Raw genomic sequence first — 25,819 nt, 5'->3', positions numbered from 1 at the left:
TTTTTAACCTTGCACTATTTGGCGTAATTTCGATTCTAATAAGCTACTACTGATAATTGGGTGACAGTAGAAACGATTTCGATTATTGTCGTAGCACCCGAATGCTGTGTTGTGGTCGCTGACAAGTATTATTGTTTTTGCGAACATCGGCGTAATGCTTGCTAATTGTGTCATCTTGCCAACAAAGTTGTTGTCTTGCACGCCTTTATACTCGATAAATATTTGCGCTAGTGAAGTGTGTGTTGTGTCGTGGAAAATGTTTACCAATTCAGCAAGAATAGCATTAGCGATAGGTTGATTGCGCCTTGCTGTTATCTGAAAGTCAACTTTCCATCGGACACTACCAAAGTCTAAAGTACTGTGGATGTCGATATCAAATAATGGTGACTGAAGGTAATTCGATATCATTCTGTAACAGTTGAACTCTGATGTAGAGTCAAAGCATACTTGTTCTTTAGATTGCCTTGATTCACTTCTCTCGCCCGTATGGATGTCATAGTAGACTCGCTTTACTTTTGAGTATTGTTGGCTAGTTTTCATTGTTCTCAAGATACTGTTAAATCCATGACGGCTTCCTTGTTTCCCACTCTGCTTCTAACATTGGAATCATGTCAGTCTTGTATGTTTGTGGATACTTTCCAAGCGCTAGACACTCATCGATTAAATTAACCTCATCATCACCAATGAGTGTTATCCCCTCATCTCTGAATTCATTATTAAGGTTTCTTACTTCTACCCAATAATATCTTCGTGCTGCTAATGAGAGGGAACCTAATGGAATGTGTCCATTAGGTTTTAAGCCTGTTTTTTTTAGGGTTACGTACCCTTAAATTGTCGTTTTTCATTTCCTCTAAGATCAATCTAAGTTTTAGGGACAATCTGCTAGGTACACCTTTATTCTCGGTGTTGTAGTGCCTTCCAGTGTGAATAACAGGACAGCCGATGCAACCAGTGCGTAAGCTTCCACTTTTGTATTCATCATTTGATATCTCGTATACATTTGATATCTCATTAAACAGCCCGTTATAGAGATATTTATCGCCATATACGGCTATAAAATCCCATACATTGCAATCCCTCCAGTCGATGATGGGTCGTATCATTTTTTCCTTTGATACACTTTTTTGTATCTCGATTTGCCCGCAGTCATTACTGCCGCATGATGATAGTTTTTTGTCTCTATTGGATGATTCCCCGTAATGCTCACCAGTGAGAACATAGGCATCCTTTAAGAGTTTTCTAGCTCGTAGCTGTGGGCGTAATTTCAAATAATCAGTGCACCACCTTACCGCATAGTTCGGCACTGGATAGCCTTTAGCGAATAAACAAGCGAAGAACCTTTGTTCAACAGGAGCGGTTACTACAAGAGTCTTTATGCCACAACCGTTAATGGCATCAAGTACCTTAAAAGTAGATTTAGTGAGTAATGGAAACTCAATCGTTGTATCACTGTGTAGTATAGTGATGTCTTCTTTCTTGAGCAAACCAATATCTATCATCAAGAGAACAAGTGCCACAACTGCGGTACTGTCCTTGCCACCTGAGTAACTGATAGATAAAGGTATACTTTCTAAGCGTTCTACCAATATCCTGTCTATAGCTGTTAATACTTGTGGCTCATAATCGTTGGTAGATAATTCAATCATTGCTTGTACCCTTATTCTCTGAAGTGTCATTATTTATGTCATTTAAAATGACAGTCTTTCGGATATCTACTGCCTACTCTTTTTTGAGTGACTGTTGCTTCACAAATCCCATAGCAGTACCCAACCGCTCATAGGTATACCCAAAATTTGCCATTAGCATGATAATTTCATCCATATCACGCCTACCTACATCAAACCCCATGCGTGTAGTAAGTTCTTTCTTTAGTGCATCTTGTGGTATCTCTACATCAATAAGCTTTGACACTTCTGATGCATACCTATTAGTTCTATTACTTGCTGCTACTTTTGGCAATTCTTCCTTGATGTACTTCGTAAGTACTTTTGAGAGCATACTACCTACGCCACTGTTATCACCCTTCAGGTATTTGAAATGTCTTGCAAAATGAGCTATTCCATCTTCTACGCTTTCCCATATCCCACAATAGTTACCTACTGCAATCGGCACTATACAGTATGCCCATTGCTCGGATGGTATCTCATTGGGTATCTCGTTAGGTGAAAGTCGTACCATATCTCTTAATGCCTTGGCATAAATACGTTTGATGTTTGGCATCTCAGCTTCACCCCAGATGCGTTGAAATATTCTTTGTTGTGCTTCCCAGTCATAGGCTATACGTTTAGCCATGGGAGTACCATTTTTAAACTTGAGAGTAAGCATACGACGGTACATTTCACCAAACTCTACCTTACCTTCAGATGCCAAATCAAACACGCTTGTAAGTATCTTGTAGCAATATGTTTCCCATTCTGACTTGCCCTCATCGTTACTAGCTGCACTCTTTCGCCTGATACTGTCTTCTTTATTTGTTGCAAGCAGTACCTGATAGAAATCCATTGCCTTGACAACGAATATCGACGGATTAAAGTTGTCAAACACCGATAGACTCACTTCCTTGCCCCTGAAGCTGTTGTCAAGTCTTTCGCAAATGCTAGCGCCTGTATCCGCCGGCATGAATTGCAGTGCCAGATGGTCGGGATAATGCTGTCTGATGCTCTTGCTAAGTTCTGTTTTACCACTTCCTCTGTTACCCAAGAAATAGGGTATTGGGATATCCATCTTTTTCGATGAAACACACTGACAATTTAGGAGCATCAATGACACTGCTATAGGGTACTGATGCTCGCTGTCAGGCATTTGTACAAATGTTGGCAGATAGACATCCCTAAGCCACCGCCCGTACTGCCTTGCAATGTCGTTGCAATTTTCATCAAATCCAAACTCTTTGACACCACAAGGAAGTTTGAAATCATCATCAAGGTCGTACTTGGGAAACAACCTCTCTGACTTCTTACTGCTCTCACTCTCGTTATTATCGTTGCTTGCAAGTGGGATATTTATCTGAGTAACTTGTGACTCAATAAGTAATTTCTCGTCATCAGTGAGTTCTTTATCCGCTTCCATTTGTTTTAATATCTCAGATATCTTTTGCTGTTGCTTACTTCCGCTGAATATCGTCTTAGCAATTTGCTTCTTGTAGCCCTCTGTCTTTTCACTCATATCTACATCTCGCATGATGGGAATTTACAATCTTTCTCGATATCAGAGTTGTATACAATTGTTGCGACTATCATTGATAACTGCCATCTAAGCAGTATCAGATATTTGCTTTGTTGTGTAGCTGGCTGCATTATCTGCCATAGCTTATCGTATCCCCTGCGTGGCTGTTGGCATTCCATATCTACCATTAGGCTTCTGAGATATTGATATGTTCTCTTGCTGTTAAGCAAGTCTCCTCTGTAGCCTAAGTTTTTGAGTGTAGATAAGCAGAATTCAAAGTTTTCGAAGTGTGGTGAGTCTGGTGTTTGTGTTGTCATTTTGCCTTAAATTCCTCACAAATGTAAGCAGTAAAGTGTATCAGTGTATCGAGTGAAGTAGAGAACCCATCAGAACAGCTATAAAGTGTGTGTGAGTTCAGGTCTTGGTAATGCCAGTGCCAAGTACCTGTTTGCATATCACGTTCGATAACAAGCCCCTCAATGCATTCTTCAGCTTTTAGGGCTACTCGTAAATTGTCGTTGTGTGTTGTAATCATCGTTGATAGGTATGTTTTAGAAAGTGTCATTATTTATGTCAAAAAAAGTGTCAAAATATTTGTCAGATAAAGTGACACTTTTGTTTGCAAGGGTATCAACTACGAGATTTGTACCCTATTACTCTCTCGATTACCTGTGATTGATAGCTAACACTTTGCAGTATTCCCTGAAGTATTAAAGTATCTACTTTACTCAAATCAGAAACCTCTATTGCCCTTGCTAGAGAGGTTTCGGCAAGCAATAACCACTTAAGCGATTCAGTAATTGCATCCATTTATTTGCCCATTACTACTGCTAGAAAATCGAGAAACAATTTACCATCCTTCAGGGATGCCACGTCAAACACATCTTTTAATGTCGTTGCATTTGTCGTTAAACCCGCTTCATTGAAGTTTTTTATGATGAATGCCTGACGTGCTTCCAATACCTTTGTTGGGTCAACACCACCACTGCTGCCCCAACTACCTTTACCGCTCTTCTTTTCTTCTTTTTTCGGCAACGCTACAGTGATTGCATCGTAGGATGGGAGATTGCCAGTGAATGGGAAGCACTCTACCTTGTGTCCTGTAATCTTGCCCATTACATTCTTTCTTGGCACATTAGGCAGCATTTCAGGCGAAAGCGCTGGGAGCGACATCAGTCCGGCATCGTTGATTAGCAATGCTGCTTCGTAGGCGGGTGTACCCTCATCAGGTGTATTACCTTCATTACCGATAAGGTATGCCCAAAAAACTGCAAGTGCTTCCTCTAAGGCAGGGCATTGCTCATCTGTGATATTGAGCCGTGCCACGATTTCGCGAGTTTCATTTGTAGCAATAATCTTCAATTCATGCAGTACCTTTACAAAGGTTTTTAAGGCAGGAATGCCGCTTACTTCGATAGCAGCATTACATCCATCTTTTTGCCATTGCAAGGCTTGAGCTTCACCTGCTGCTTTATCAAAGCTACCCTTAGCACCACCCTCGCCCTGCTTCCATACCTTAAACTCAAAAATACCACCCTTGGGATTACAGCTTCCGCTTGCAAGAGTGCTGATGAGCCAATAATTTTCACCATCGATCATCCCAGCAAATGCACTTCCTTGGATCGTGAATTCTGTACCTGTGAAGTTGTACTTTTCCCTATCCCCTGCTTGTTTATTGTTCGTTGTCAGGCAAGCCCAAAGCTTACCGTCGTTGTCAAATGAAACTTGTCCGAAGCCGATGTAAGCGTCTAAAGGTGCGTTAGCCATTTGTCGTAATTCCTTGTTGTTTGTAAAGTGTTTGTGTGTCGTGTGGCATACCATCACGGTTGTCACGGTTTAGTTAATTGATGAGTGTGAATTGAACTACACAACCCATGTCAGATGTGATGTGTACTTTTCGCACCCGATACCTCTTACCGAAAGATAGTCGAGTAAAAAGTAGGGTGTTTGTTTGGCAAAATACATCCGTCAATCTTCTGTAAACAATGTGTTCTATCTCGATAATTTCTTGGGCAGTGCTAAGTTTTTGCATCGTTGTAGTCCTATTTTTTAGCATCCTTGAAGGCTTGTGATAGTTGCTCTACTTGGGACGTAGGTAAGCTATTGAGATTGATATCTACCTTGATATTTAACTCTTTAGCGTCCCGTTCTATGTCTTTGATAAGTTGCGTTTTAGTGGTGTTATGCATACTTCTTGTCTAGGTTGATAAGTGCCTGTAAGTTATATGCCAACTCACCATACGACATAAGACCATGTTCCCAGTTTCGCAAGCTAAACCATACTCGTAAATAGTCGTTTTGTCGTGTTTTAAGTGTCTTTTTTAAGCAGTAACAAAGCATGTAATTCATGAGAGCATTATCGTCGTGTACATTCCCGGTGTAATGTAGAATCGTTGCAAGTCTCTGGCATTGTTCTCTGGCTGAAATACGCATCATTGCTGTCCCTCTTGTATGTTGTCAATATTGCTGTAAAGAGTATCATCAATACTATTTGTACTCTCATTATTATCGTTGCCGTGGTAAATGAAGTTGCACCAGTGGAATTATTTGCACGTTGTTTGTACGTTCGTTTGTGCAGTGTGCCATTAGAAGCAATCCGCTATAGAACAGCTTGTCTATACGATAAGTGTCAATCTTACCTACGAGTCCTATATCGCTTTGCAGGTGTACTATGCAGCCTACTGGGAAGTGTACTTTCTTTACAGCTTGAATAATACTTATCCACTGAATATCACCATGTCTATTGCTGTATAGCCATTTGCCGCCTATATATGTGAATTGTGCAATAGATGGAAAATACCTTGTGATACCACACTTTACATCGTCGTACAAAGTACATACGCATACATCCTGGGATACAACGTGCATAGGTGTTTGACGGTCTTTATCTACTACTATCTGATAGCTTTTAGTGTCGTATGGTGAAAGCTTTGCCTTAATAGTGTAATATTTGGTAGCTTCTGTAGGGTAAAGCCATTGTGCATATCCTTGTAGTGATGTCATAGGGAATGCTTGGTAGCTTCCTTTTTCATCCCCTATTATTTCAATTTTGCACATATCCTTATCGCGTAGTACTGGCGAGTTTGAGGAGATATCACTGCTATTTTGAAGTATCACTACTTCCTTATGTTTTGTGATTGCAGTATCTCTTTCATGATCCCAGTAGCAAGGCAGGATACGATATTCGCCGTTGATACCACAAGTTACTGTTGTTTCGTTTACATCTGACACTGTGATGCCACTTGTGTTGAATCTCACCGGTTGTATTGACGGGCTATTTGCATCTACCACTACACAAGCTTCTAGCCGTTCTAATTCACTTTTAAGTATTGAGTAATCGCTATCAAGTCGGCATTGCAAAGTAGCACCTTGAGTACGCAAATTTTTAAGTGCGTTCTGAATATCTCGATATCGCTGCATAGGTGTATTTTTGAAAGTGTCATTATTTATGTCAAAAAATCTGTCATTTAAAGTGTCATTATTTATGTCACTTTCCAAAAGAGGGTATCAAACCTCTGTAAGTGTTCTTTTTTCGGTATCCCAGTAGAAAACTTCAATAGGTGCCATGGGTTCCCAGTACTCAGTATTTAGTTCGTAATCCCAATCCATAGCACCTTCTATCAATGGTTCGTTTTCAGATTGAATAGCAGCACGCTCTTCGGTGTTATATTCGTCATCTTCGATGTCATCCAACATTTGATTCTCTAGCCGCATCCAGTGAATGACATCAATTAACTCGGCATCGGATAGAGGTTCTACACTATCTTCCGCATCTATAGCTTTATCTGCATTTTCCTCTTTTATCTTTGATGCTTGATATTCACTAACTTCCTCTACAACTGACTGCAAGGTGCTTAATGTTGTTACCTTGCCACAGGGAAATTCTACTTTATAGGCAGTAGTAGTCTTAGATAGTGTGATGCTGTAATCCTTTAGTAAGTCTTCAGATAGTCCTTTGAATGTTAATCTTGGCATTTTTACCTTCAGGAGAGTGTGTGGTGTTTTTTCTCTCGTGAGAACAATATAGCCACGGTGACATCACCATGACCTCAGTTTCATTACTTAATTCAAAAAGACACATCGGAGGTGACATTACCGTGACACCACGGTGGCTATTTTTACAACGATTGCCTTATTCTCAATCAATATATTGGTGTTGACCCCAGGGTGACATCATGACCATCTCAAAAAACAACGAACGCATTCAAGTGACTCTAGACAAGGAAGTAATAGGATTTTTGGATGAACAAGCACAACTTGAATTTAGAACTAGGTCGGCACAAGCTGCATTTGTGATAATGAAATACTTAAAAGAACGCGGCTATCCGATAAACATTGACACTAGCTCTAAAGAATAAATAGTTGACCTGGGCAAGTCTTGAAACTACCCAATAAAAAAGCGCCAACAATTGACGCTGTGAAGAAAATATCAGATGTAGACTAACTTCCAATTACCTTGAGCAAGAAATCAAAATAAGCTTCTCTGTTTTTGTCTATAGATTTTTCATGAATTCCTTCAAAACAGTTAACAAGGCTAAGAAGGTTTTTATCACCAAGCCCGAAAGATATTTCCCTTATTAAAAAATCCTTCCGTGCCTCTAGCAATTCTCTTGGGTCTGGCTGCATATTTGCTTTAGTAAGTGGCATATAACTTGCCTGGTAGTGGTAGATGCAACATCGTTGTTACCCATAGAGCATTCCCACTAAGTAGTTAAAATGCATCACCGCGCAATATTTGTACACACGACCTCAGTATGTCGCTAAACTGCTGACAACACACTACATAGGATGAAACACAATGACAAACTTAGTAGCTTACAACAACGACGGGCTAGAAATTTACATCGACAATATTAGTGGTGAAGCATTCGCCTCTATTAGCAGCTATGCGAGAATGTCAGGTTTATCTCAACAGGCTATTAGCAAGAGAGTCAAAGCCCACAACTTCAAGGAGATGAAAACAGCTGAAATACAGACTAGGGGAGGGACACAAGCCCACAACTTGTTAACTGAAGATATCATTGCTGACTGGATAGTGAGAGACAATCCTGATGTTGCAGCACAGTTCCTTAAGCTCGGTATCCGCAAGTTTATGCATACTCTTGCAGGATATTCACAAGCACAGGAAAAGCCACCCACATCTCTCACCCTCATTAACACATCAAACCTTACTGCACTCACTACGAAAGAAAACAAGCTACAAGATGAGGTAAAGATGCTTGAAACACGTCTGGCATCAATACGTAACGAGCTACAAAGCATCAAAACTGAGAAAGTAGCAATTGCTAAAACATTCGCTGCAAGTCACCCTGACGTGGTGAAACACGCTATCAAGTGCAATGAGATATTAGAGGCTTATGGTGATGGTAATAAGTACTTCTCAAATCCACTGAAGAGGTAGGCATACACCCTTCCACAGAAGTGACACTTAAAGTGTCAAAAAAAGTGTCATTATTTATGACAGAAAAAGTGTCAGTTTTAAAAAGAGGTATCAATGGCACGAAAACCAAGAGAAAGCGATTTACGACCAGGTAAATATATACATTATTGGGGGCAAAATAGACAGATATTGAGAGTATATAAAAACTTCCTAATACTCTCAGATACTTACTCATTTACGGGTGAGATACAGGTCGATAAGGGCAATGAATTTTTGCTGTGTTTTGATGAAATCAAAAAAGATGTGTTTGGGAGGGAAATAAAATGATAGGCAAAAAATTTATTCACAATACCTATGTGTTTATAGTGAGAAGTATTCACTGTGGCAAGTCATCGTATTGGTGTGAAAATACTCTCACTCACGAGAGACGCTGGTTTTATACGGAAGAGATAGAAGAGAGAGTGATTGGTAAATTACCTCAGCACAAAGCGGTGAAAATTACTAGCACACTGTGAAGCGAAATTACAATATATAAGTAAAAATTACACCTTACTGTAAAAAGTAGGGTGTTTTCTTATGTGTGAGTGGATGATAAGTCTGTTTGAAGCAGATAAATTCAAAAACCTTGCTGTATATCAATACTGTGTTTTTACAAGATTAAAACAACTTATATGTCACTGAATAATAAAGTATAATTATCACGATACGGGCGATCGCCAACTTTTTACTTATATATCAATAACATATAAGTGTAAGTTATCGCAATTTTAGCGATCGCTGGAAATTTACTTATCAATCGACTTACTAAACCAACTATACCAATTACTCAACCGTTTTTACATCTCATAAAATGGTATTTTACACAACCGTGTAGGCTGAAAGTGTTATATAGTAAGGATAAACGGAGAGAGTGAGATTTGAACTCACGGAGACATTACTGCCTCACAGACTTTCCAGGTCTGCGCCTTAAACCACTCGGCCACCTCTCCAGGTGCCACAAGTTACGATTGTACTATAAAATCCTAGAAAATGCAAAGATAAAGAAAGATATTCTTAGATTGAATCTGAAAGTCCTAATTCCACAACGCAAATCCAGATGTCCCGTACATACACAATTAGAGTTCGCGATCGCGCCACCGGCGAAACATACACCCTACAAGTGCCAGAAGACCGCTACATCCTCCACACTGGCGAAAAACAAGGGGTTGAGCTACCCTTTTCCTGCCGCAACGGGGCTTGTACCGCTTGCGCTGTGAGGGTTTTGTCGGGAGAAATTTATCAACCAGAGGCGATCGGCTTGTCGCCAGATTTACGTAAGCAAGGTTATGCCCTGTTGTGTGTGAGTTATCCCCGTTCTGACTTGGAAGTAGAGACACAAGACGAAGATGAAGTCTACGAACTCCAGTTTGGACGCTATTTTGCTAGAGGGAAAATCAAAGCGGGTTTACCGTTAGATGAAGAATAAACGATTCCAAATTACCGAATTTTTGATGGTTGTGAGTCTTGGTTACTGGCTGCGAAAAATAGCTATTTTGGTTTGCTTATTGCTCTTGGTGAGTTGCCAAAGTAAAAACCAACTGCCAAATAATGAGGCTCAGGTAAAAGTAGCGCGGGTAGTTAGTGGGCAAAGTTTGGAAGTCTTAGGCATGGCCGAACAACCAAATTTGATTTCCCAAGTGCGCTTAGTTGGCATTGATGCACCAGATTTGCGACAGCGCCCTTGGGGAGAAGCAGCAAAAGAACAGTTAGAGAATCTAATTGGTGGTGCAGAAGAATTAGTAACCTTGGAGTTTGATTTAGAAGCTAAAGACAAAATCGGGCGAACTTTAGCTTATGTATGGAAAAATAAGGTGTTGTTGAATGAAGAATTAGTGAAACAAGGGAATGCAATGTTTGTAGGGCGATCGCCTAACCACAAATACGATCAGCGTTTAGAACGTGCCCAAGAATGGGCGAGACTCATGGGCCAAGGAATCTGGAACTCAGAAAAACCCATGCGCCTCACTCCCTCTGAGTTTCGCCGCCAAAATCTTTGAAGAATGGGGAATTGGGCATGGGAAGAATGAGGGGGACAAGGGGGACAAGGAGAATAAATTCTATTCCCAATCCCAATTCCCAATGCCCAATGCCCAATTCCCTATTCCCAATGCCCAATTCCCTATTCCCAATTCCCATAACAAATGACTAATCTACAAATTTTTTTAGATATTGCTACAGAAGCAGCCTTAGCTGCTGGTGCTATTTTGCAAGGTTACTTGGGTAAGTTAGAAGACGCAATTATTGAAAAAGGCCGCCCTGGTGATTTAGTCACGGCTGCTGATAAAGCCTCAGAAGAATTGATTTTAGAAATTTTGCGTCGCCACTTTCCCCAGCACTCTATCCTCGCTGAAGAATCAGGCAAATTAGGTAATCAAGAAAATCAATACCTCTGGGCAATAGATCCTTTAGATGGCACAACTAACTACGCCCATCAATACCCATTTTTTGCCGTTTCCATCGGGTTGTTAATTAATGGCGTTCCAGAAGTTGGTGTAATTTATGACCCATTCCATAATGAACTATTCCGTGCTGCTACTGGTTTGGGAGCAACGCGAAATCGTCATCCTATCAATGTTTCAACAACATCTGAACTGGGTAAAAGCCTACTAGTAACAGGATTTGCTTACGATCGCCGTGAAACCTCTGATAACAACTACGCAGAATTTAGTCACCTCACCCATCTTACGCAAGGGGTCAGACGTAGCGGTTCTGCATCGCTAGATTTAGCTTATGTTGCCTGTGGACGTGTCGATGGTTATTGGGAACGAGGGCTTTCGCCTTGGGATATTGCCGCCGGAATAATTTTGTTACAAGAAGCCGGGGGTAAAGTCACCGCCTACGATCGCACTCCTGTCAAAATTGAGTCAGGCAGAATTCTGGCCACAAATGGTTATATTCACGACTCCCTCAGTAACGAACTTTTACAGGTTCCGCCACGGGAGCAACGCGAAAAAGTGAGATCCTCGTGAAATAGGCTTTCTTAGGCAGGGGGAGCAGGGGGAGCAGGGGGAGCAGGGGGAGCAAAGAGGCAAATAAGCGTATTTTTTAAGACCGTTACAGATTGCTTATACACTTATTTCTTTCTCTTCCCCTGCCTCCCCTGCTTCCCCTGCCCCCTGCCTCCCCTGCCCCCTGCCTCCCCTACCTCCCCTGCCTCAAGAGCTTACCCATCTCACTGTTAGAGCATTGCTCCCTTCCGCCACTATCAGCCTGGGTATAGCAGGTGGGATGGGGGCTTTCCCTCAGAGTTTGGGTAAACTAAAAGCAATCGAACTGCTCCTTTGGTGCAAAAAGTCTATATGTCTTTTAAAATAGATCGTGGCTTATTTAAATATGATTTCATAGATCATCACGCAGTATTGGGCGTTCCAGTTGATGCGGATGTCAAAGAGATTCGGAAACGCTATCTCCAAATTGCCCGTCGCTTACACCCAGATAGTAGTTTTACTGAAAGTGATGAACAAAAACAACTAGGCAACGAATTATTATCAAAGCTGGTTAACCCAGCTTACGAAAAACTTGTTGGCGATCGCACGCGCACGGAATATATTCTAATTTTGTCGCAAATTGGCAAGCGCCTATTACAAGAGTCTACTTCTGTAACTCTCAACACCGACTTGGGTAAACAGTTAGCCCAGACACCTAATCTCGATCCATTCTATAGAAGTGCGATCGCTAAACTTGCTCAAACTCAATATGATTCTTTAGAGCAAGTACTGCAAGTCATTGCCCAAATTAGTGAGTTGAATTTAATCTATTTAATGCGGAGTGCAAGCAAACCATCCACAGCAACGTCACCTGCTCAACCCAAAGTCCAATCAGCTACACCCCAGTCTACACCACAAAATACACCCCCAGAACCAGCACCCGCGCCACCAAAAGAAGACTCAGTTGTAGAACAGTATTTTCGTCGCGCTCAATCTTTGATTGACAAAAACCAATTTGCCCAAGCCAAAGTAGAGTTACAGGATGCTCTGAAGTTAGAACCGAAAAATAGTCACTGTCATAGCTTAATTGCAATGGTGTATTTGAAGCAAAATCAGCTAAAAATGGCAAAAATCCACTTCGACAATGCTTTAAAATTAGACCCTAATGACGAAAGGGCATTGCAATGGAAACCTAAATTAGATAAAGCTTTAGGACAACAACCTAGCGATCATAAGGTGACTTCATCCACCAATAATGGAGATAAGCAACCAGATAAATCTGGTAGTGGTGGTTTGTTCGGTGGTTTGTTTGGTGGGAAGAAAAAATAATGGTGTATCAACCAGCAGCGGGAGCCAGGGATTTATTACCCTTGGATGTGGAGAAAAAACGCTGGATTGAAGAGCGATTACAGCAGGTGTTTCATCGTTGGGGATATCACAGGATTATCACCTCAACTTTAGAACGCATGGATACCCTGATGGCAGGGGAAGCAATTCAACGCCAGATGGTGATTCAACTACAAGGTGAAGATGATGAATTAGGGCTACGTCCAGAATTAACAGCATCCATTGCTCGTACCGTTGTCACTCGGATGGCAAATACAACTTATCCGCAACGATTGTACTACAACGCTAATGTGTTTCGCCGCACTTGGGAAAGTAGACATAATCGCCAGCAGGAGTTTTATCAAGCTGGGGTGGAGTTATTAGGTGCTAGCGGATTGCTGGCGAATGCGGAAGTACTGCTGTTAGTGGCAGATTGTTTAGCAGCACTGGGTTTGCAGCAATGGCACTTAATTTTAGGTGAAGCGGGAATTACGCGATCGCTCCTGAGTGCATTTCCTGCTAATTTACAGGATAAAGTTCGTAGTGCGATCGCTCATCTCGACCGCATTACTATAGATACTTTACCCCTGAGTGACAAACTCCGCGATCGCGCCATAATCATGCTCGATCTGCGTGGCCCCAGTGCAGACGTGTTACAAAAAGTTAGTAGCTTGGATCTAGATGAAGAACAGCAAGAGGCAGTAAATAACCTCAAATCCCTAGTAGAATTACTAGAATCAGAGAAAAAATTTCCCTTAATTCTCGACCTCAGTCTCATCCAAACCATAGATTACTACACTGGTATTGTCTTTGAAGTTGTCAATGATACCGAATCTCAAGCCAGGGTTTTAGGGCGTGGCGGTCGCTACGACCAGCTTTTGGGGCTATATCATCCTCAAGGAGAAAATATTCCCGGCATTGGTTTCGGACTCAATATCGAAGATTTATATCAACTTTTATTATCTACTCAGCAATTACCGCAAGAAACCCCGGCGAGTAACTGGTTAGTAGTACCAGAGACGCAGAGTGCTAATGCCCCTGCCTTTGCCTACGCGCAAAAACTGCGAGATTCCACTCATTTGGTGCGGGTAGAAATTGATTTAGGAGGAAGGGATGCAGACGCTATTCGCCAATACGCACGCGATCGCAGCATAGCCCAAATTGCCTGGATTAAAGCTGATAGTTCCCCAAAAATTGAATCATTGCGTTAGTAGGAATTGGGCATTGGGCATTGGGCATTGGGAATTGGGCATTGGGCATGGGTAAATAATCATAAATCGTTCTTCTCCCCCTGCTCCCTGCCCCCTGCCCCCTGCTCCCTACCCACTCCCCTGCTAGGCTAGAAATAGCCGATAAAGAAAAGAGGGAATCGAGAATATGCCACACACAATTGTTACAGAAGTCTGTGAAGGCGTAGCTGACTGCGTAGAAGCTTGTCCAGTAGCTTGTATTCATGATGGCCCAGGCAAAAATGCCAAGGGAACAGATTGGTACTGGATTGACTTTACCACTTGCATCGACTGTGGTATATGTCTCCAAGTTTGCCCAGTAGAAGGGGCCATTCTTGCAGAAGAACGACCGGAGTTGCAAAAAACCCCATAATAGTCCATAGTCAACAGTCAATAGTTATTTTTGACTTGACTGTTGCTTCTCACTAGTGGGGAGTGGGGAGGATGAGGGAGACAAGGGAGCAGGGGGAGAATTAACCAATTTCCCAATGCCCAATGCCCAATGCCCAATGCCCAATGACAAATGACAAATGCCCAATGACAAATGACAAATGACTATTTACTAGATGTTCAAAATGTCCATGCTGGATACATCAAAGATGTAGATATCCTGCAAGGTGTCAATTTCCGGGTTGCGCCAGGGGAATTAGTGACTGTGATTGGCCCCAACGGTGCTGGTAAGTCTACTTTGGCAAAAGCAATTTTTGGGCTTTTGATTCCCCACACGGGCACAATCACCTTCAAAGGTGAAAATATCGTGGGGCTAAAGTCCAATCAAATCGTCCAAAGAGGAATGTGCTACGTACCGCAAATCGCCAATGTTTTCCCTTCCCTTAGTGTTGAAGAGAACTTGGAGATGGGTGCTTTTGTGCTTAACGTTCCTCTGAAACCAATTAAAGATAAAATATTTACGATGTTCCCCAGATTAAGCGATCGCCGTCGTCAACGTGCTGGTACACTCTCTGGAGGAGAACGCCAGATGTTAGCGATGGGAAAAGCTTTGATGTTGGAACCTAGTTTGCTAATTTTGGATGAACCATCTGCTGCTTTATCACCAATCCTGGTGACACAGGTGTTTGAGCAGATTAAACAAATTAATCAGGCGGGAACTGCGATCGTATTAGTAGAACAAAATGCCCGTAAAGCTTTAGAGATGGCTAATCGTGGCTATGTACTGGAGTCGGGACGCGATGCTATCTCTGGCCTTGGTCAAGAACTGTTGAACGATCCAAAAGTGGGTGAGCTATATCTGGGAGCAGGTAAAAGACATTAACCTTCTTTAATCACTCTTCCATTCAACATAACACCACTTTAAATAAGAAAGCTTCATCAGGTGATAGCGATGCCGTACCCCTCCGGGGAAGCGAGCTACGCGTAGCGTCTCGTAGAGAAGACGGGCTGTGCCTAAACTATCTATAAACTAATACAAAAGCTATAACAATTCCTGCCACTGCCGCGACCGTCGTTTTCGATGCTCAAAGAATTCTCCCCAATAATCCTTGCGTTTCTAATCACATCTACAGCAAGTAAAAAGGTAAAACAGGACATTCATTCAGGAAAAATGATAAAAATGCAAATTAACCGGATTTGCCAGAATCTCAATTGAACAAGAAGGCGTACTGAACTTTCTATATATAAAGCTCACCATCATTTTTTGATATACTGCTGAGTCACAATAACTGCTGCAAAGCCGCTCTAGAGTCAACCTGGAGCGTTTTTTTCATGGTATAAAAACGCCTATGTTTACCCCAATCAAAATTGATTCAGTGCTTTTGGCAATTTGGCATCCAAAATTTTTCTGTTGCAGTTTTAATTGATATATCAGCAGGGGTTACTGGGACATTGAGAAACTTCTACAAGGGATCTATTCCCATCTCAAAAATCCCACCCAATGGCCAGTTGTTGACGCACACGCTCTGTAAATCACCTTAAACGGTGTTTGCAGTAAACAAGCAGAGCAAGCGTCATCGCTTCACCACAACTGGCTAGAAATCAAATAGAAAACACATAGTTACTGTAGGGAATCATCCCAACTTCCTTGACAAAGGGGACGTTGGGGGGATCTTCCTGGGAAGGATATCACTAAGTAGTTGGAAAAAATATTTATAGTCATTGCAAGCACAGCGTTGCAATCCCAGCCCCCGCGTTCGCGAAGCGTGTCCGAAGGACTTATGCTTCATTACGCTATCTCTACGACAAGATCCCCTACGGGGCACGCTTCATTCGCAATGACATTGTGTAATTAATTTTGTTTAACTACTTATTACTAAGGGTATAGAGCGATCGCTACAATTTATTTAACCTGTAGCTGTCTGAGTTTATTATTTGCCGATAGTAGTAACTCTTGAGCTTTTAAATAGGCTGTTGTGCCGTTTTGCACTTTTTCTAATTGATTAATAATACTCTGCAATTGGCTCAATACCCGATTGCGCTCCACATTATGAGCATCAGTAGGAATTGAAGCCAGTAACCTTTCGATTTCTCGTTGCGCTGCTTCCATTGCCTCTACTGCATCCGCCTCAGATTGCCGTCTTACCTTAACTTGACCTAAATTAGCCTCATAAATTGCTAATAACTTTTGGGCTTCGCTATAACCCGCCACGTCTTTTGAAGGAATCTCTTTGAGGCGCTCAATTGCTTCTATCCACAAATTTTCTATTTGTCGCCATTCAGTGACGGTGTGCGGCGGATTTTGTCCAGCTTTGGCAGCTTGCCAAGAAAATTGCCGTGCTGCGGTGATTAAGGCACTGATGCGATCGTTACCTGCTGCCAATCCCACAACTTCCTGAAACTCACGCTTATAATTATCTAGTTGATTTTGGACAGTTTTTCCTGCCAGAGTTTGACCAGGAATCTGCTCAAATTTATCCAGCGCCGTTTGCCAAGCAGCTATTGCAGTCTGTTTATCAGTTGCTGTTGTAGCCCGTTCATATTGCTGTTTCGCATTTAAGAAACTCTGCATATTATCAGTAAGTAAGGACTGAGCATTCTTTTCCTGAAAAACTTTAGCTTCTAGCTGTCCGACTTGACTCCGAAATGCATTAAAATCGTAGATGCTAAAGCGCGAATCATACCACCAATATCTGTACTCAGACCAATCGTTAATAAAGGAACTTGGTAACTTATCTAGATGTTGTTGTGCTTCTTGTAACTTCTGTTCTCCCAAAGCCAAATCTGCTGGACTGGTAGCTTTTTCAATCAATTGTTCAGCTTGCTCAACTGATACCAATGCCTGTCGATAGTGATTATCCATGCTGATGTAGCTGGGTAGCAACAAAAAAGGCGCGTGAAGCATCACTGGACGGCGAATTACTGGATAAGGCTGGTTTGCCACCCAAATTACACCAACGGGTATACTGATAAGTATTGTTATCCAAACAAGTCTACTACCTATACCCCACTTGGCTTTGCGATGTTGTTGCTGAGGAGATATTTTGGCCTGCCTCTCTAACTCCATTTCATGCTCTAATTTAGCTAGGTTTTTGGGGGTTAATGGTGTTATGGATTGTTGGCTGATGGCAGACGGATGTATCCCAGAGCTATTTGGAGAATTTTTTCGCAAAAAATTCCAGTTTATTTTGTTTAAAAAAGCCATAAATATAGTCAGTACTGTGTTAAGTATTCCCAAAAAAACACAGAATATATAGTACTATTATTTGATTTTTGAAATATATATACGTAGGTTGCGTTAGAGTAGTGTAACGCAGTATCCAAAGCTTATGGTGCGTTACAATGTTCTGTCTAAGAGATTGAATGAACAAGTATTTCACTGTGATTTTAGGCACTTTTAGATCCCCCCTAACCCCCCTTTTTAAGGGGGGAACCGAAGTCAAAGTCCCCCTTTTTAAGGGAGATTTAGGGAGATATAAAACTTTTGATACCGACAAGAGGACTTTTCAAACATCCTCTAACCTCCACTTTATCCATTTTTTACCCAAGGCTTAATCTGATGCTGAAAGCTTCATAGTACGGTAGTTTTACTTTTTTATTTTCACTGACAATCAGTGATATGGAAAAAGTTTTTGCCAAAAAGCTAGGGTTTTGCCGATACAAGAGAACCAAGTTCTTAATTTTGGATAAAGTCGAGCTAACAAACTCTACAGATACTTATATTTTTTCAAAAATCAAATATGATTCTTATATACAATCACTAAATAAATTAAAGTTTCAGGTTAAATAACTCTTAAAACGTGTAAAAGAGTACTCTTGCATCTTCCTTGAATCTGATATTTTCCTGATAACAGCTTTATTGCGATCAGCTAGATTAATGAGTCGAATTAATGGATTTTGCGGACGACGTGATTTTTTAAAATTTGCTAGTGTGGTAAGTATTGCAGCTACTGCTTTTGGTGATAGCTGTTTGAATACAAAGCAAACTGCTATTGCTGATATTCACGCAGTTAACCCTAATCCAGTTAGTCCTAATGAAGCTATTAAACGCTTACTGGATGGTAATCAAAGATTTATCAATCAAAAACCTAAATATCCCGATCAATCATTAGAACATCTGCGATTAGTTGCTAAAGCTCAATATCCCTTTGCCGCGATATTAGGTTGTGCAGATTCCAGAGTCCCTGCGGAAATCGTTTTCGATCAAGGACTTGGAGATTTATTTGTCGTGCGAGTTGCTGGGAATGTGGTCAGTGACACCGTTATAGGTAGTTTGGAATACTCGACAACAGTATTAGGTTCGCAGTTGATTGTGGTTTTAGGTCATAGAAGATGCGGTGCAGTTGCAGAAGCAATCAAAAACGAACCACTTCCTGGCAGAATTGGTTTGATTATTGAGGGTATTAAACCATCTATAGAAAGGGTAAAGTTTAGAACGAGTGATAATATGCAAGATATAGTTATAGCTAATATTGAATATCAGAGAGAAAAATTGCCGGAAAGCTCAACAATTTTAGCCAAATTACTGCATGAAGGCAAACTAAAAATTGTTGGTGCTTGTTACGATATTGATACTGGTAAAGTCAACATTATTACTTGAACACACAACCCTTTTTAGGCAATCCTATTTGTAAAATATTTTTTATTGATAATTTTGAAAATTAATCAAATTTGTTGTTCAACTCAGAGTTTAAATTCTATGGCTTTGTGAGAGGATGCGATCGCACCTTTTCTCTCCCCTCCATCCTCCGCGTCGCACCTTTTCGCTACAAGTAGGGGAACCCGCCCAACGCCCTGGCTTCTCTGCGATTGCGGTTCGTTTCTCCTTTCTCTAACGGCTTCCAAATATCATATCCCTCTCCTAAGAAACAAGGCAGGAGGCAGAAGGCAGAAGGGAAGAGGATTTGACTTGTTTCTTCCATCCATAACGGAAGCGAGCGCGTCCGTAAACAGCTTCTGTCACTTTCCGGGTATTCTGAATAAAAGAATAAAACCCTTAAAGGTAAGTAGGGTAATGGATGTAGAATTACAAATCTTGAAACATTTGGTAAGAGATGCTCACCCAACAGTTGCCACCATAGATAAATACTGCTACTGCTCATAACCTCCAAAAAAAGGCTCTAGCTTTAGGTTTTGAGCTTATTCCTCAGCCCGAAGCAAGTGCGGTTTCTTCGGAGAGGGATAATTTCGCCATCTCGACAAAAAGCAAACTGATAAGTCAGTGCTTATGAGTAGCTTGCTGCACTTCGATATCCTCAGTGATGACCGTAAGCATTGGTCTACCACCGATTTCAAAGTCCCAATCAGTCCAATCACTTACCAACGGCTAAAACTAGACCTTCATGGGCTAGTACAGCTTGAGGGAAAGCAGATTTAACATCTACTTGAACTTTGTCAAGAAAATCATCATGGTCATCTGGGTGATGATGAGAAATCGCTAGCCGTTGCACACCAGCATTCAAAGCTGCATTCACCGCAGCTTGCCAGAGTAAATCAGCAGAATCATGGTTGTGAGAGGTAGGGGGAGTGTAAGTGGCATTGGCAATCAGCAAATCAACGCCTTTAATAAACTCTAAAATCCGCTCTCGTTCCACTTGGTCGGCATTTTGGTGTAAATCCGTGACGTAGGCAACACTATAATCGTGCCAACTAACTCGGTAGCCAACTGAGCGCTGAGTTTGATTGATTAATGCGATCGCAATGGTGACATCATCTAGCTTTACATCACTGTCTGTAGTCAGATTGTAAAACTGCAATTCCGACTGCATTACCTGTAAAGGGTAAGGAAAGTGGGGCTGGAGCATCTGATCGTATAAACATTGTTTGATTGAGGCTCCATTTGAGGCGGCTGTGCCGTAAATATGAAAGCAGTTTTCCCCAATAAATGCGGGAGCAAAAAAGGGAAACCCTTGAATCCGATTTGATTGACAGTTGGTAAAAAATAAATGGGCTTGTATTGGCTGTTGTAGTTCTTGCCAAGTTTTACCCAGTATGCGTAAGCCAGTACCGCCATCAAAAATCAAGCGTTTCCCACCTACATATATTTCTACACAAGCGGTATTACCACCATAGCGGTTGGTGCTGGTGTCTGGGGTGGGGATCAAACCCCGTACACCCCAAAATTGAACGATAAATTCATCTGCTGGGCTACTTGGCAGGGTAGCAGACTTTTCAGGTACGTAGCTCTGGGAATCCGACAACTCAAAATTTGACATTTTCTTTGAAATTAGACCTTAACGAGCAGGTCATCGTAGCGCCGAACTTCCAACAGCCTGTTTTTTTCGTCCACAATGACTACCGTAGGAGAGTAATTTTTTAACTCTTCTGGAGTGAACTGCCCGTAAGTCATTATAATCAAGCGATCGCCAATAATGCCTAGACGTGCCGCACCCCCATTTAACTCAATTACTCCTGAATGGGCTGGAGCCGGGATCGCATAAGTAATAAAGCGCTGACCGTTGGCACTATTAACTACTTGCACTTGCTCATAGGGTAAGATACCAGCTTTTTCTAAAAGGATTTCATCTATGCTGATACTACCCACGTAGTTGATATTCGCCCCCGTGAGGGTGCAATTATGAATTTTTGCCAAAAGGAGAGTACGCTGCATTTTGCTTTCAGGTTGGTGGCAGTTTTTGCGATCCGTTACAAGTAGAGACGCGATTTATCGCGTCTCTACAGAAGTGAGGAGTTAGGAATAAAAATTCATAACTCTTAACTCCTAACTTTTCTATTATCCTCTATAAGCTTTGACGGATTTTTCAACTAAAGCTGCAACCTTGTCTACATCTTGCCAACCAAGAATATCTGTCACCTTTTTTTCCAAATTTTTATAACTACGGAAAAATTCGGCAATTTCCTCTAAACGGTGTGGTGCTAAGTCATTCAGCGATTTTACCTGAGTGTAGCGCGGATCTTTGTCAGGAACACAAAGGATTTTTTCGTCGCGATCGCCACCGTCAATCATCTCCAAGAAGCCAATTGGTCGTGCAGCAATAATACACCCTGGAAAGGTTGGCTCATCAATTATGACCATACCATCTAGGGGATCGCCATCTTCAGCTAAAGTATTGGGTACAAAGCCGTAGTCATAAGGATATTTTACCGAGGAATAAAGTACTCGGTCTAGAGCAAAAGCTTCTAGTCCTTTGTCATATTCGTATTTATTTTTACTTCCGCCAGTAATTTCAATCAGAACGTTGATTAGACCGGGTTTCGGTTGAGCAGGAATACGAGATAAATCCACAAAAAAGTCCTCTGATAACAAACAGTGAATCATGGGGGCACTTAATTAGCTTCGCTCCCCGTGTAGAATTTTAGGGCAATATGGATCTCTTCCCAAGGTATTTGTTTTAGGGAATGGGGAATGGGGAATGGAAAAAGCGTTGCGAAATAACTTCGCAACGCTTTTTCCAAGAGGGTATTATTTTCCCCTTCCCTTGATTGCTGTTGGAGGGATTTTTTTCCCTAGTAGTCTATCAAGCTAGTAATGAAAAGTTTGTAGTAAGCACTTTAGCGCTTAGAAAATAAGGACTGAAGTCCTAACTACAAACTTTCTTAACCAGAAATTGTCTCACAATCAGCTTGATGCTTTTTTGTAGCTCTACTGCTGGTGAAATTCTACTGATAAACTTTATTAATCTTTACTTACTTTGATGTTTTGAATCAGAGGTTGCTGGTTGTTTTGAACATTATTTGAAGAATAGTGAGCAATGACAAATACGGGTAGGGTAAGAGTCAATAGAGCGATCGCAGTTCCCACAATGTCTGCCAAACGTTGGGAATATGTGTCGGTAGAATTGGCAGACTGGCTATTTGAATTCATACAAAATTGAAGTTCTTCGTAAGACTGTGTAGGTCTACTCTCTGATGAGAGTCTTAATACTATGTTAGCTATTTTTAAACTGTAAAATGTGTAGCATCTTACAATCTAAACCAGTTCTACAACTGTCATAATAGCGTTTTTATACATGGATTTCTTAATACAAAGTTACAAGTAAACAAATCATGTTTTATTTGGTGATTAATATTTTCAGATGTTTCCCTGTATAGTGTAAAGGTGCGCATACGCAAAGCCAACTTTGACAGCATCATAAACTACATTTTTTCGCTGCTTAAAGATTAATTAGCAAAACATATTTATCCGATACTTCATGATTATAACATCCTATAAAGCCTTTGATAAGGTCATTTTACTGGAATTGCTAATTTGTGATACAGGACACAAAACCGCAAAAACACTGATAAATATTCAGTGCTTTTAATTGTTATCCGGTAGTTATACACACAAACGTTTGACACAAAAGAAGAAAAGGTAGGAATGTTTTTATAACCAATTATAACTACCGAATAAATACAGATACATTAACTGTGTTAGGCAGCATAGATTCAGTAGTAACACTAAATAAATATTTAAGAATTTGAATCTTCAAATTTATGTAATATCACTGCATTTTTGTCAATCTATATATAGGTAGAGTAAAGAATATTTTAGAAGGTGGTGTATCAGCTAAAAAAACCGCCACTAAATATAATAGGGCGGTCTGGTTAAGCAATCGGAGGGTAATTACAGATTACTCTGTTAATAATTGAAATTGCTGTAACGAAGTTTGCACTAAATTGGGCATTGGGCATTGAAAAGAGGCAGAGGGGCGGGGGGCTGGGGGAGAATGAAAAATTAACTCTTTCCCCTCTGCTCCCTGCTCCCTGCTCCCTTGTCTCCCCATCCCCCCACTCCCTACTCCCTTCCGTAAATACTAATTGGTTCTTTGATAAATCGGGTGTAAAGATGCTTAAAGGTAGACTTAATTACGCGGGGCATACCAAAATCAATAGGCATCAACTTGTCTGGTAGCCGCCAATCTTCTATTTTTAATAAGTCGGGATTTAAATGTGGAAACTCGATAGCAGCAAGCTCTGGACAAACTCCTAGCCTTTGGGAAGCTGCAACTGTGGGTACTTGTTCAGGAGAAACATTGAGGATTTCTACCATTGCCCGATCTAAAGCAAATATATCTGATGCAGCTGCTAAAATACCGAGTTGGCGAGGTTCGCCATTACTAGGGCCATTTCCTTCATGACCGATGATGCCATCTAATATGGTTAAGTTAGGGTTAATTGCCCTAGCAGTTTCTACTAACATTTCACCAAATCTATTGGCATCTTTTCCGGCTTCCATGTGCCACCAAGCTTTCATTTTACCGGGAACGCAACCAAACAAGTTTTTTACGCCCAGTGTTAATGTCAATTGCATGTGTGATTTCACTTTGGGTAGGTTAATCACTACGTCTGCTTCCATTGCTTCTTTAGATAGTCGCAGATGGTTAAAATTATCACTGACGGTTTGGTAACGTTGACCGTGAAAATCGATGATGGGAAGATTGAGTTCTTCTAAAATAGGCAGATAGCCGTTTGCGATTGCTACGCCCTTGGCACTGCCAAAAGCAGGGCTATCACCCAAAAATGGCTTACCGCCAACTTCAATTACCATTTGGGCAACTTCGTAAACTAGTTCGGCACGGGTGATACACTCTTTACCAGGACGCGATCCTGTAAGTAGATTGGGTTTGAGTAAAACGCGATCGCCTTTTTTCACAAATGCTGCTATTCCTCCAAAAGGTTCCAGGAGAATGACTAAGGATTCTCGTAAAGCCTCTCGTTCGTAAGATGTAGCCCGAATGAGACTAACAGATGGGTTTTGAGTCTGCATAGATGGATTGGGGAATGGGGAGTGGAGAGTGGGGAGGATGAGGGAGACAAGGGAGCAGGGGGAGCAGGGGAAGCAGGGGAAGCAGGGGAAGATGAGGGAGAAGAATTAACCAATTTCCCATTCCCAATGCCCAATGCCCAATGCCCAATTCCCCATAATCTATTATTATTCTGTTTTTAGCGGTAAGATACCACTCATTTGTTCTAGATTTAACACTGTAGCTAAGTCTATTTCACTCATCAACCCGCGTTCTAGGACAATCTGCCGCAGAGATTTACCAGTTTCTAAAGATTCTTTAGCGACAGCAGCAGCATTTAAATAACCAATGTGGGTATTGAGTGCGGTTACTAAAGCTAAACTACCTTCGGCATAAGCTAAACAACGTTCTTGGTTAGCTGTAATTCCCTTGATACATCGTTCGGTGAGTGCGGCGATGGTATTACCGAGAATTTCGATACTGTGAATCAAGTTATAGGCAATCAGTGGCATCATCACATTTAATTCTAATTGTCCGGCTTGTGCGGCTAATGCGATCGCACTGTCGTAACCCATCACCTGAAAACACACCATTGATGTCATCTCTGCCATCACGGGGTTATATTTCCCTGGCATAATTGAGGAACCGGGTTGCACTGGGGGGAGTTGAATTTCTTTTAAACCAGTTTTTGGCCCCGAATCCATTAACCGCAAATCGTGAGATATTTTGACTAAATCCTGCGCTAAGTTGCGTAAAGCGCCGGAAACATTCACAAATGGGGCCATACTCTGCATAGCTGCCATGAGATGGGGCGCAGGTTCTAAAGGTGTATCAATCAATTCTGAAAGAACTTCTACCACACGCGCGCGATATAAAGGATGAGTATTTAATCCCGTTCCGGCTGCACTACCTCCCAAACCCAGCACCATCAAATCACCAGAGGCGGTGTAAATCCGGTTTTGGTGTTCTGCAAGAATGTGCGCCCAAGCCCGAAAGTTTTCACCCAAACGCACGGGTACAGCATCTTGCAAGTGGGTTCTGCCAGATTTGACGATATCTTGAAATTCTACAGCTTTATTTTCTAAGGATGCGATCGCACTATCTATTGCTGGGTGCAATGTCTTGGATAATGCCAATAATCCACCAATCCTAATTGCAGTCGGAATCACATCATTGGTAGACTGTCCATAATTAACGTGATCGTTAGGACTAACACGTTTGTAATTACCCTTTTCTTCACCAAGAATTTCTAAGGCGCGATTTGCCAGAACTTCATTGACATTCATGTGATGAGATGTTCCAGCACCCGCCTGATAAACATCCACCACAAACTGATCCCGGAACTTCCCAGCCAGAATTTCATCAGTTGCTTGCACAATCGCCTGACTAATATCTTGGGGAATGCAATTCAGTTCTCCATTCACAATTGCTGTAGCTTTTTTAATTATCAATCCAGCATCTACGTAAGTATCTAAAGGCTTAATTCCGCTAATGGGGAAGTTTTCAATTGCCCGTAGGGTTTGGATGCCGTAATAAACGCTACTGGCAATTTGGCGATCGCCCATCGAATCGCGTTCGATGCGGAATTGGTTGTCTGTGTGTTCAGTCATAGTATTGTTTTAAGAGAGCTACAGAAAACAGATTTTCCCACGCAGCCACACTCAGATACACTAATCT

28 protein-coding genes and 1 tRNA gene are annotated in these 25,819 nt (G+C 41.4%); 12 read left to right on the top strand and 17 right to left on the bottom strand.

Annotated features, from left to right (window positions below):
- Positions 1–3: 3 nt before the first annotated feature.
- From GTQ43_RS18080 to GTQ43_RS18045, 8 genes are all read right to left on the bottom strand, one after another.
- Positions 4–408 carry a hypothetical protein gene (locus GTQ43_RS18080; RefSeq protein WP_265274138.1) on the bottom strand — a complete coding sequence of 135 codons (405 nt, stop codon included), beginning with the start codon at positions 406–408 and terminating at the stop codon, positions 4–6.
- Between the two features lie 380 nt (positions 409–788).
- On the bottom strand, positions 789–1,646 hold the full coding sequence (locus GTQ43_RS18075; protein WP_265274137.1) for a phosphoadenosine phosphosulfate reductase family protein: 858 nt from the start codon (positions 1,644–1,646) through the stop codon (positions 789–791).
- A gap of 73 nt (positions 1,647–1,719) precedes the next feature.
- A complete protein-coding gene (locus GTQ43_RS18070) occupies positions 1,720–3,165 on the bottom strand; it encodes a hypothetical protein (protein ID WP_265274136.1) in 1,446 nt (481 codons plus the stop codon).
- A gap of 630 nt (positions 3,166–3,795) precedes the next feature.
- Entirely contained in the window at positions 3,796–3,975 is a 180-nt protein-coding gene (locus tag GTQ43_RS18065; RefSeq protein ID WP_265274135.1) for a hypothetical protein, read from the bottom strand.
- The gene (locus GTQ43_RS18060; protein WP_265274134.1) at positions 3,976–4,932 is read right to left on the bottom strand and encodes a hypothetical protein; all 957 of its coding nucleotides are present in this window, start codon (positions 4,930–4,932) and stop codon (positions 3,976–3,978) included.
- A 275-nt stretch (positions 4,933–5,207) separates the two neighbouring features.
- A complete protein-coding gene (locus tag GTQ43_RS18055; RefSeq protein WP_265274133.1) occupies positions 5,208–5,354 on the bottom strand; it encodes a hypothetical protein in 147 nt (48 codons plus the stop codon).
- A gap of 316 nt (positions 5,355–5,670) precedes the next feature.
- Positions 5,671–6,585, bottom strand: a complete 915-nt coding sequence (locus GTQ43_RS18050) for a hypothetical protein (protein WP_265274132.1) — start codon at positions 6,583–6,585, stop codon at positions 5,671–5,673.
- Between the two features lie 87 nt (positions 6,586–6,672).
- Positions 6,673–7,140: a hypothetical protein gene (locus GTQ43_RS18045; protein ID WP_265274131.1), complete on the bottom strand. Its 468-nt coding sequence runs from the start codon at positions 7,138–7,140 to the stop codon at positions 6,673–6,675.
- A 200-nt stretch (positions 7,141–7,340) separates the two neighbouring features.
- On the opposite strand from GTQ43_RS18045, the gene GTQ43_RS18040 reads away from it, so the two are divergent.
- The gene (locus tag GTQ43_RS18040; protein ID WP_265274130.1) at positions 7,341–7,523 is read left to right on the top strand and encodes a ribbon-helix-helix domain-containing protein; all 183 of its coding nucleotides are present in this window, start codon (positions 7,341–7,343) and stop codon (positions 7,521–7,523) included.
- 82 nt (positions 7,524–7,605) lie between these two features.
- Here the strand turns inward: GTQ43_RS18040 and GTQ43_RS18035 are convergent, their stop codons facing one another.
- Entirely contained in the window at positions 7,606–7,812 is a 207-nt protein-coding gene (locus GTQ43_RS18035) for a hypothetical protein (protein WP_265274129.1), read from the bottom strand.
- Between the two features lie 151 nt (positions 7,813–7,963).
- Here GTQ43_RS18035 and GTQ43_RS18030 point away from each other — a divergent pair, with 151 nt between their 5' ends.
- Together GTQ43_RS18030 and GTQ43_RS18025 are read left to right on the top strand one after the other, a co-directional pair.
- On the top strand, positions 7,964–8,566 hold the full coding sequence (locus GTQ43_RS18030; RefSeq protein WP_265274127.1) for a hypothetical protein: 603 nt from the start codon (positions 7,964–7,966) through the stop codon (positions 8,564–8,566).
- 93 nt (positions 8,567–8,659) lie between these two features.
- Positions 8,660–8,872 (top strand): hypothetical protein, encoded by a 213-nt coding sequence (locus GTQ43_RS18025; RefSeq protein ID WP_265274125.1) that lies wholly within the window; start codon positions 8,660–8,662, stop codon positions 8,870–8,872.
- A gap of 575 nt (positions 8,873–9,447) precedes the next feature.
- On the opposite strand, the gene GTQ43_RS18020 is transcribed toward GTQ43_RS18025, so the two are convergent.
- A tRNA-Ser gene (locus tag GTQ43_RS18020) sits at positions 9,448–9,534 on the bottom strand.
- A gap of 107 nt (positions 9,535–9,641) precedes the next feature.
- On the opposite strand from GTQ43_RS18020, the gene GTQ43_RS18015 reads away from it, so the two are divergent.
- The 7 genes from GTQ43_RS18015 (at position 9,642) to GTQ43_RS17985 (ending at position 15,339) form a co-directional block, all read left to right on the top strand.
- Complete coding sequence (locus tag GTQ43_RS18015) at positions 9,642–10,010, top strand: 2Fe-2S iron-sulfur cluster-binding protein (RefSeq protein WP_265274124.1); 369 nt, start codon at positions 9,642–9,644, stop codon at positions 10,008–10,010.
- On the top strand, positions 10,000–10,581 hold the full coding sequence (locus GTQ43_RS18010; RefSeq protein WP_265274123.1) for a thermonuclease family protein: 582 nt from the start codon (positions 10,000–10,002) through the stop codon (positions 10,579–10,581). The genes GTQ43_RS18015 and GTQ43_RS18010 overlap by 11 nt, the downstream gene beginning before the upstream one ends.
- Before the next feature lie 144 nt (positions 10,582–10,725).
- Positions 10,726–11,553: an inositol monophosphatase family protein gene (locus GTQ43_RS18005; RefSeq protein WP_265274122.1), complete on the top strand. Its 828-nt coding sequence runs from the start codon at positions 10,726–10,728 to the stop codon at positions 11,551–11,553.
- Between the two features lie 330 nt (positions 11,554–11,883).
- The gene (locus GTQ43_RS18000) at positions 11,884–12,840 is read left to right on the top strand and encodes a J domain-containing protein (protein ID WP_265274120.1); all 957 of its coding nucleotides are present in this window, start codon (positions 11,884–11,886) and stop codon (positions 12,838–12,840) included.
- Entirely contained in the window at positions 12,840–14,048 is a 1,209-nt protein-coding gene (locus GTQ43_RS17995; RefSeq protein WP_265274119.1) for an ATP phosphoribosyltransferase regulatory subunit, read from the top strand. The genes GTQ43_RS18000 and GTQ43_RS17995 overlap by 1 nt, the downstream gene beginning before the upstream one ends.
- A 166-nt stretch (positions 14,049–14,214) precedes the next feature.
- The gene (locus GTQ43_RS17990; protein ID WP_265274118.1) at positions 14,215–14,439 is read left to right on the top strand and encodes an indolepyruvate ferredoxin oxidoreductase subunit alpha; all 225 of its coding nucleotides are present in this window, start codon (positions 14,215–14,217) and stop codon (positions 14,437–14,439) included.
- A 171-nt stretch (positions 14,440–14,610) separates the two neighbouring features.
- Complete coding sequence (locus GTQ43_RS17985; protein ID WP_265274117.1) at positions 14,611–15,339, top strand: ABC transporter ATP-binding protein; 729 nt, start codon at positions 14,611–14,613, stop codon at positions 15,337–15,339.
- 1,020 nt (positions 15,340–16,359) lie between these two features.
- On the opposite strand, the gene GTQ43_RS17980 is transcribed toward GTQ43_RS17985, so the two are convergent.
- Positions 16,360–17,661 (bottom strand): hypothetical protein, encoded by a 1,302-nt coding sequence (locus GTQ43_RS17980; RefSeq protein WP_265274116.1) that lies wholly within the window; start codon positions 17,659–17,661, stop codon positions 16,360–16,362.
- 672 nt (positions 17,662–18,333) lie between these two features.
- Between GTQ43_RS17980 and GTQ43_RS17975 the strand changes: the two genes are divergently transcribed.
- Positions 18,334–19,056 carry a carbonic anhydrase gene (locus GTQ43_RS17975; protein WP_265274115.1) on the top strand — a complete coding sequence of 241 codons (723 nt, stop codon included), beginning with the start codon at positions 18,334–18,336 and terminating at the stop codon, positions 19,054–19,056.
- Positions 19,057–19,768: 712 nt separating this feature from the next.
- Here GTQ43_RS17975 and GTQ43_RS17970 read toward each other — a convergent pair.
- The 5 genes from GTQ43_RS17970 to GTQ43_RS17950 all read right to left on the bottom strand — a co-directional run bounded on the left by GTQ43_RS17970 (position 19,769) and on the right by GTQ43_RS17950 (position 24,165).
- Positions 19,769–20,671, bottom strand: a complete 903-nt coding sequence (locus tag GTQ43_RS17970) for an MBL fold metallo-hydrolase (RefSeq protein ID WP_265274114.1) — start codon at positions 20,669–20,671, stop codon at positions 19,769–19,771.
- A gap of 11 nt (positions 20,672–20,682) precedes the next feature.
- Positions 20,683–21,066 carry an aspartate 1-decarboxylase gene (panD, locus tag GTQ43_RS17965; RefSeq protein WP_012409102.1) on the bottom strand — a complete coding sequence of 128 codons (384 nt, stop codon included), beginning with the start codon at positions 21,064–21,066 and terminating at the stop codon, positions 20,683–20,685.
- A gap of 123 nt (positions 21,067–21,189) precedes the next feature.
- Positions 21,190–21,702, bottom strand: coding sequence for an inorganic diphosphatase (locus tag GTQ43_RS17960; protein ID WP_265274113.1), 513 nt, complete (start codon positions 21,700–21,702; stop codon positions 21,190–21,192).
- A gap of 390 nt (positions 21,703–22,092) precedes the next feature.
- Positions 22,093–22,281, bottom strand: a complete 189-nt coding sequence (locus tag GTQ43_RS17955; protein ID WP_265274112.1) for a hypothetical protein — start codon at positions 22,279–22,281, stop codon at positions 22,093–22,095.
- A 912-nt stretch (positions 22,282–23,193) separates the two neighbouring features.
- On the bottom strand, positions 23,194–24,165 hold the full coding sequence (locus tag GTQ43_RS17950) for a DUF362 domain-containing protein (protein WP_265274111.1): 972 nt from the start codon (positions 24,163–24,165) through the stop codon (positions 23,194–23,196).
- A gap of 21 nt (positions 24,166–24,186) precedes the next feature.
- On the opposite strand from GTQ43_RS17950, the gene GTQ43_RS17945 reads away from it, so the two are divergent.
- Complete coding sequence (locus GTQ43_RS17945) at positions 24,187–24,345, top strand: hypothetical protein (RefSeq protein ID WP_265274110.1); 159 nt, start codon at positions 24,187–24,189, stop codon at positions 24,343–24,345.
- On the opposite strand, the gene GTQ43_RS17940 is transcribed toward GTQ43_RS17945, so the two are convergent.
- Positions 24,331–25,752, bottom strand: a complete 1,422-nt coding sequence (locus GTQ43_RS17940; protein ID WP_265274109.1) for an aspartate ammonia-lyase — start codon at positions 25,750–25,752, stop codon at positions 24,331–24,333. The two genes, GTQ43_RS17945 and GTQ43_RS17940, sit on opposite strands and share 15 nt — an antisense overlap.
- Between the last annotated feature and the right edge of the window lie 67 nt (positions 25,753–25,819).

It is taken from the genome of Nostoc sp. KVJ3, from assembly GCF_026127265.1.
GTDB lineage: Bacteria > Cyanobacteriota > Cyanobacteriia > Cyanobacteriales > Nostocaceae > Nostoc.
This window is presented reverse-complemented; position numbering and strand designations above follow the sequence as displayed.

Coding starts and splice junctions, on each gene's coding strand:
- GTQ43_RS17995 (WP_265274119.1), top strand. CDS start 12,840: ATGGTGTATCAACCAGCAGCGGGAGCCAGGGATTTATTACCCTTGGAT.
- GTQ43_RS18015 (WP_265274124.1), top strand. CDS start 9,642: ATGTCCCGTACATACACAATTAGAGTTCGCGATCGCGCCACCGGCGAA.
- GTQ43_RS17950 (WP_265274111.1), bottom strand. CDS start 24,165: ATGCAGACTCAAAACCCATCTGTTAGTCTCATTCGGGCTACATCTTAC.
- GTQ43_RS17990 (WP_265274118.1), top strand. CDS start 14,215: ATGCCACACACAATTGTTACAGAAGTCTGTGAAGGCGTAGCTGACTGC.
- GTQ43_RS18040 (WP_265274130.1), top strand. CDS start 7,341: ATGACCATCTCAAAAAACAACGAACGCATTCAAGTGACTCTAGACAAG.
- panD (WP_012409102.1), bottom strand. CDS start 21,066: ATGCAGCGTACTCTCCTTTTGGCAAAAATTCATAATTGCACCCTCACG.
- GTQ43_RS18010 (WP_265274123.1), top strand. CDS start 10,000: ATGAAGAATAAACGATTCCAAATTACCGAATTTTTGATGGTTGTGAGT.
- GTQ43_RS17955 (WP_265274112.1), bottom strand. CDS start 22,281: ATGAATTCAAATAGCCAGTCTGCCAATTCTACCGACACATATTCCCAA.
- GTQ43_RS18030 (WP_265274127.1), top strand. CDS start 7,964: ATGACAAACTTAGTAGCTTACAACAACGACGGGCTAGAAATTTACATC.
- GTQ43_RS17970 (WP_265274114.1), bottom strand. CDS start 20,671: ATGTCAAATTTTGAGTTGTCGGATTCCCAGAGCTACGTACCTGAAAAG.
- GTQ43_RS18025 (WP_265274125.1), top strand. CDS start 8,660: ATGGCACGAAAACCAAGAGAAAGCGATTTACGACCAGGTAAATATATA.
- GTQ43_RS17985 (WP_265274117.1), top strand. CDS start 14,611: ATGACAAATGACTATTTACTAGATGTTCAAAATGTCCATGCTGGATAC.
- GTQ43_RS18000 (WP_265274120.1), top strand. CDS start 11,884: ATGTCTTTTAAAATAGATCGTGGCTTATTTAAATATGATTTCATAGAT.
- GTQ43_RS18005 (WP_265274122.1), top strand. CDS start 10,726: ATGACTAATCTACAAATTTTTTTAGATATTGCTACAGAAGCAGCCTTA.
- GTQ43_RS18050 (WP_265274132.1), bottom strand. CDS start 6,585: ATGCAGCGATATCGAGATATTCAGAACGCACTTAAAAATTTGCGTACT.
- GTQ43_RS18060 (WP_265274134.1), bottom strand. CDS start 4,932: ATGGCTAACGCACCTTTAGACGCTTACATCGGCTTCGGACAAGTTTCA.
- GTQ43_RS18035 (WP_265274129.1), bottom strand. CDS start 7,812: ATGCCACTTACTAAAGCAAATATGCAGCCAGACCCAAGAGAATTGCTA.
- GTQ43_RS18055 (WP_265274133.1), bottom strand. CDS start 5,354: ATGCATAACACCACTAAAACGCAACTTATCAAAGACATAGAACGGGAC.
- GTQ43_RS17940 (WP_265274109.1), bottom strand. CDS start 25,752: ATGACTGAACACACAGACAACCAATTCCGCATCGAACGCGATTCGATG.
- GTQ43_RS18065 (WP_265274135.1), bottom strand. CDS start 3,975: ATGGATGCAATTACTGAATCGCTTAAGTGGTTATTGCTTGCCGAAACC.
- GTQ43_RS17980 (WP_265274116.1), bottom strand. CDS start 17,661: ATGGCTTTTTTAAACAAAATAAACTGGAATTTTTTGCGAAAAAATTCT.
- GTQ43_RS17975 (WP_265274115.1), top strand. CDS start 18,334: ATGAGTCGAATTAATGGATTTTGCGGACGACGTGATTTTTTAAAATTT.
- GTQ43_RS18075 (WP_265274137.1), bottom strand. CDS start 1,646: ATGATTGAATTATCTACCAACGATTATGAGCCACAAGTATTAACAGCT.
- GTQ43_RS18045 (WP_265274131.1), bottom strand. CDS start 7,140: ATGCCAAGATTAACATTCAAAGGACTATCTGAAGACTTACTAAAGGAT.
- GTQ43_RS18080 (WP_265274138.1), bottom strand. CDS start 408: ATGATATCGAATTACCTTCAGTCACCATTATTTGATATCGACATCCAC.
- GTQ43_RS18070 (WP_265274136.1), bottom strand. CDS start 3,165: ATGAGTGAAAAGACAGAGGGCTACAAGAAGCAAATTGCTAAGACGATA.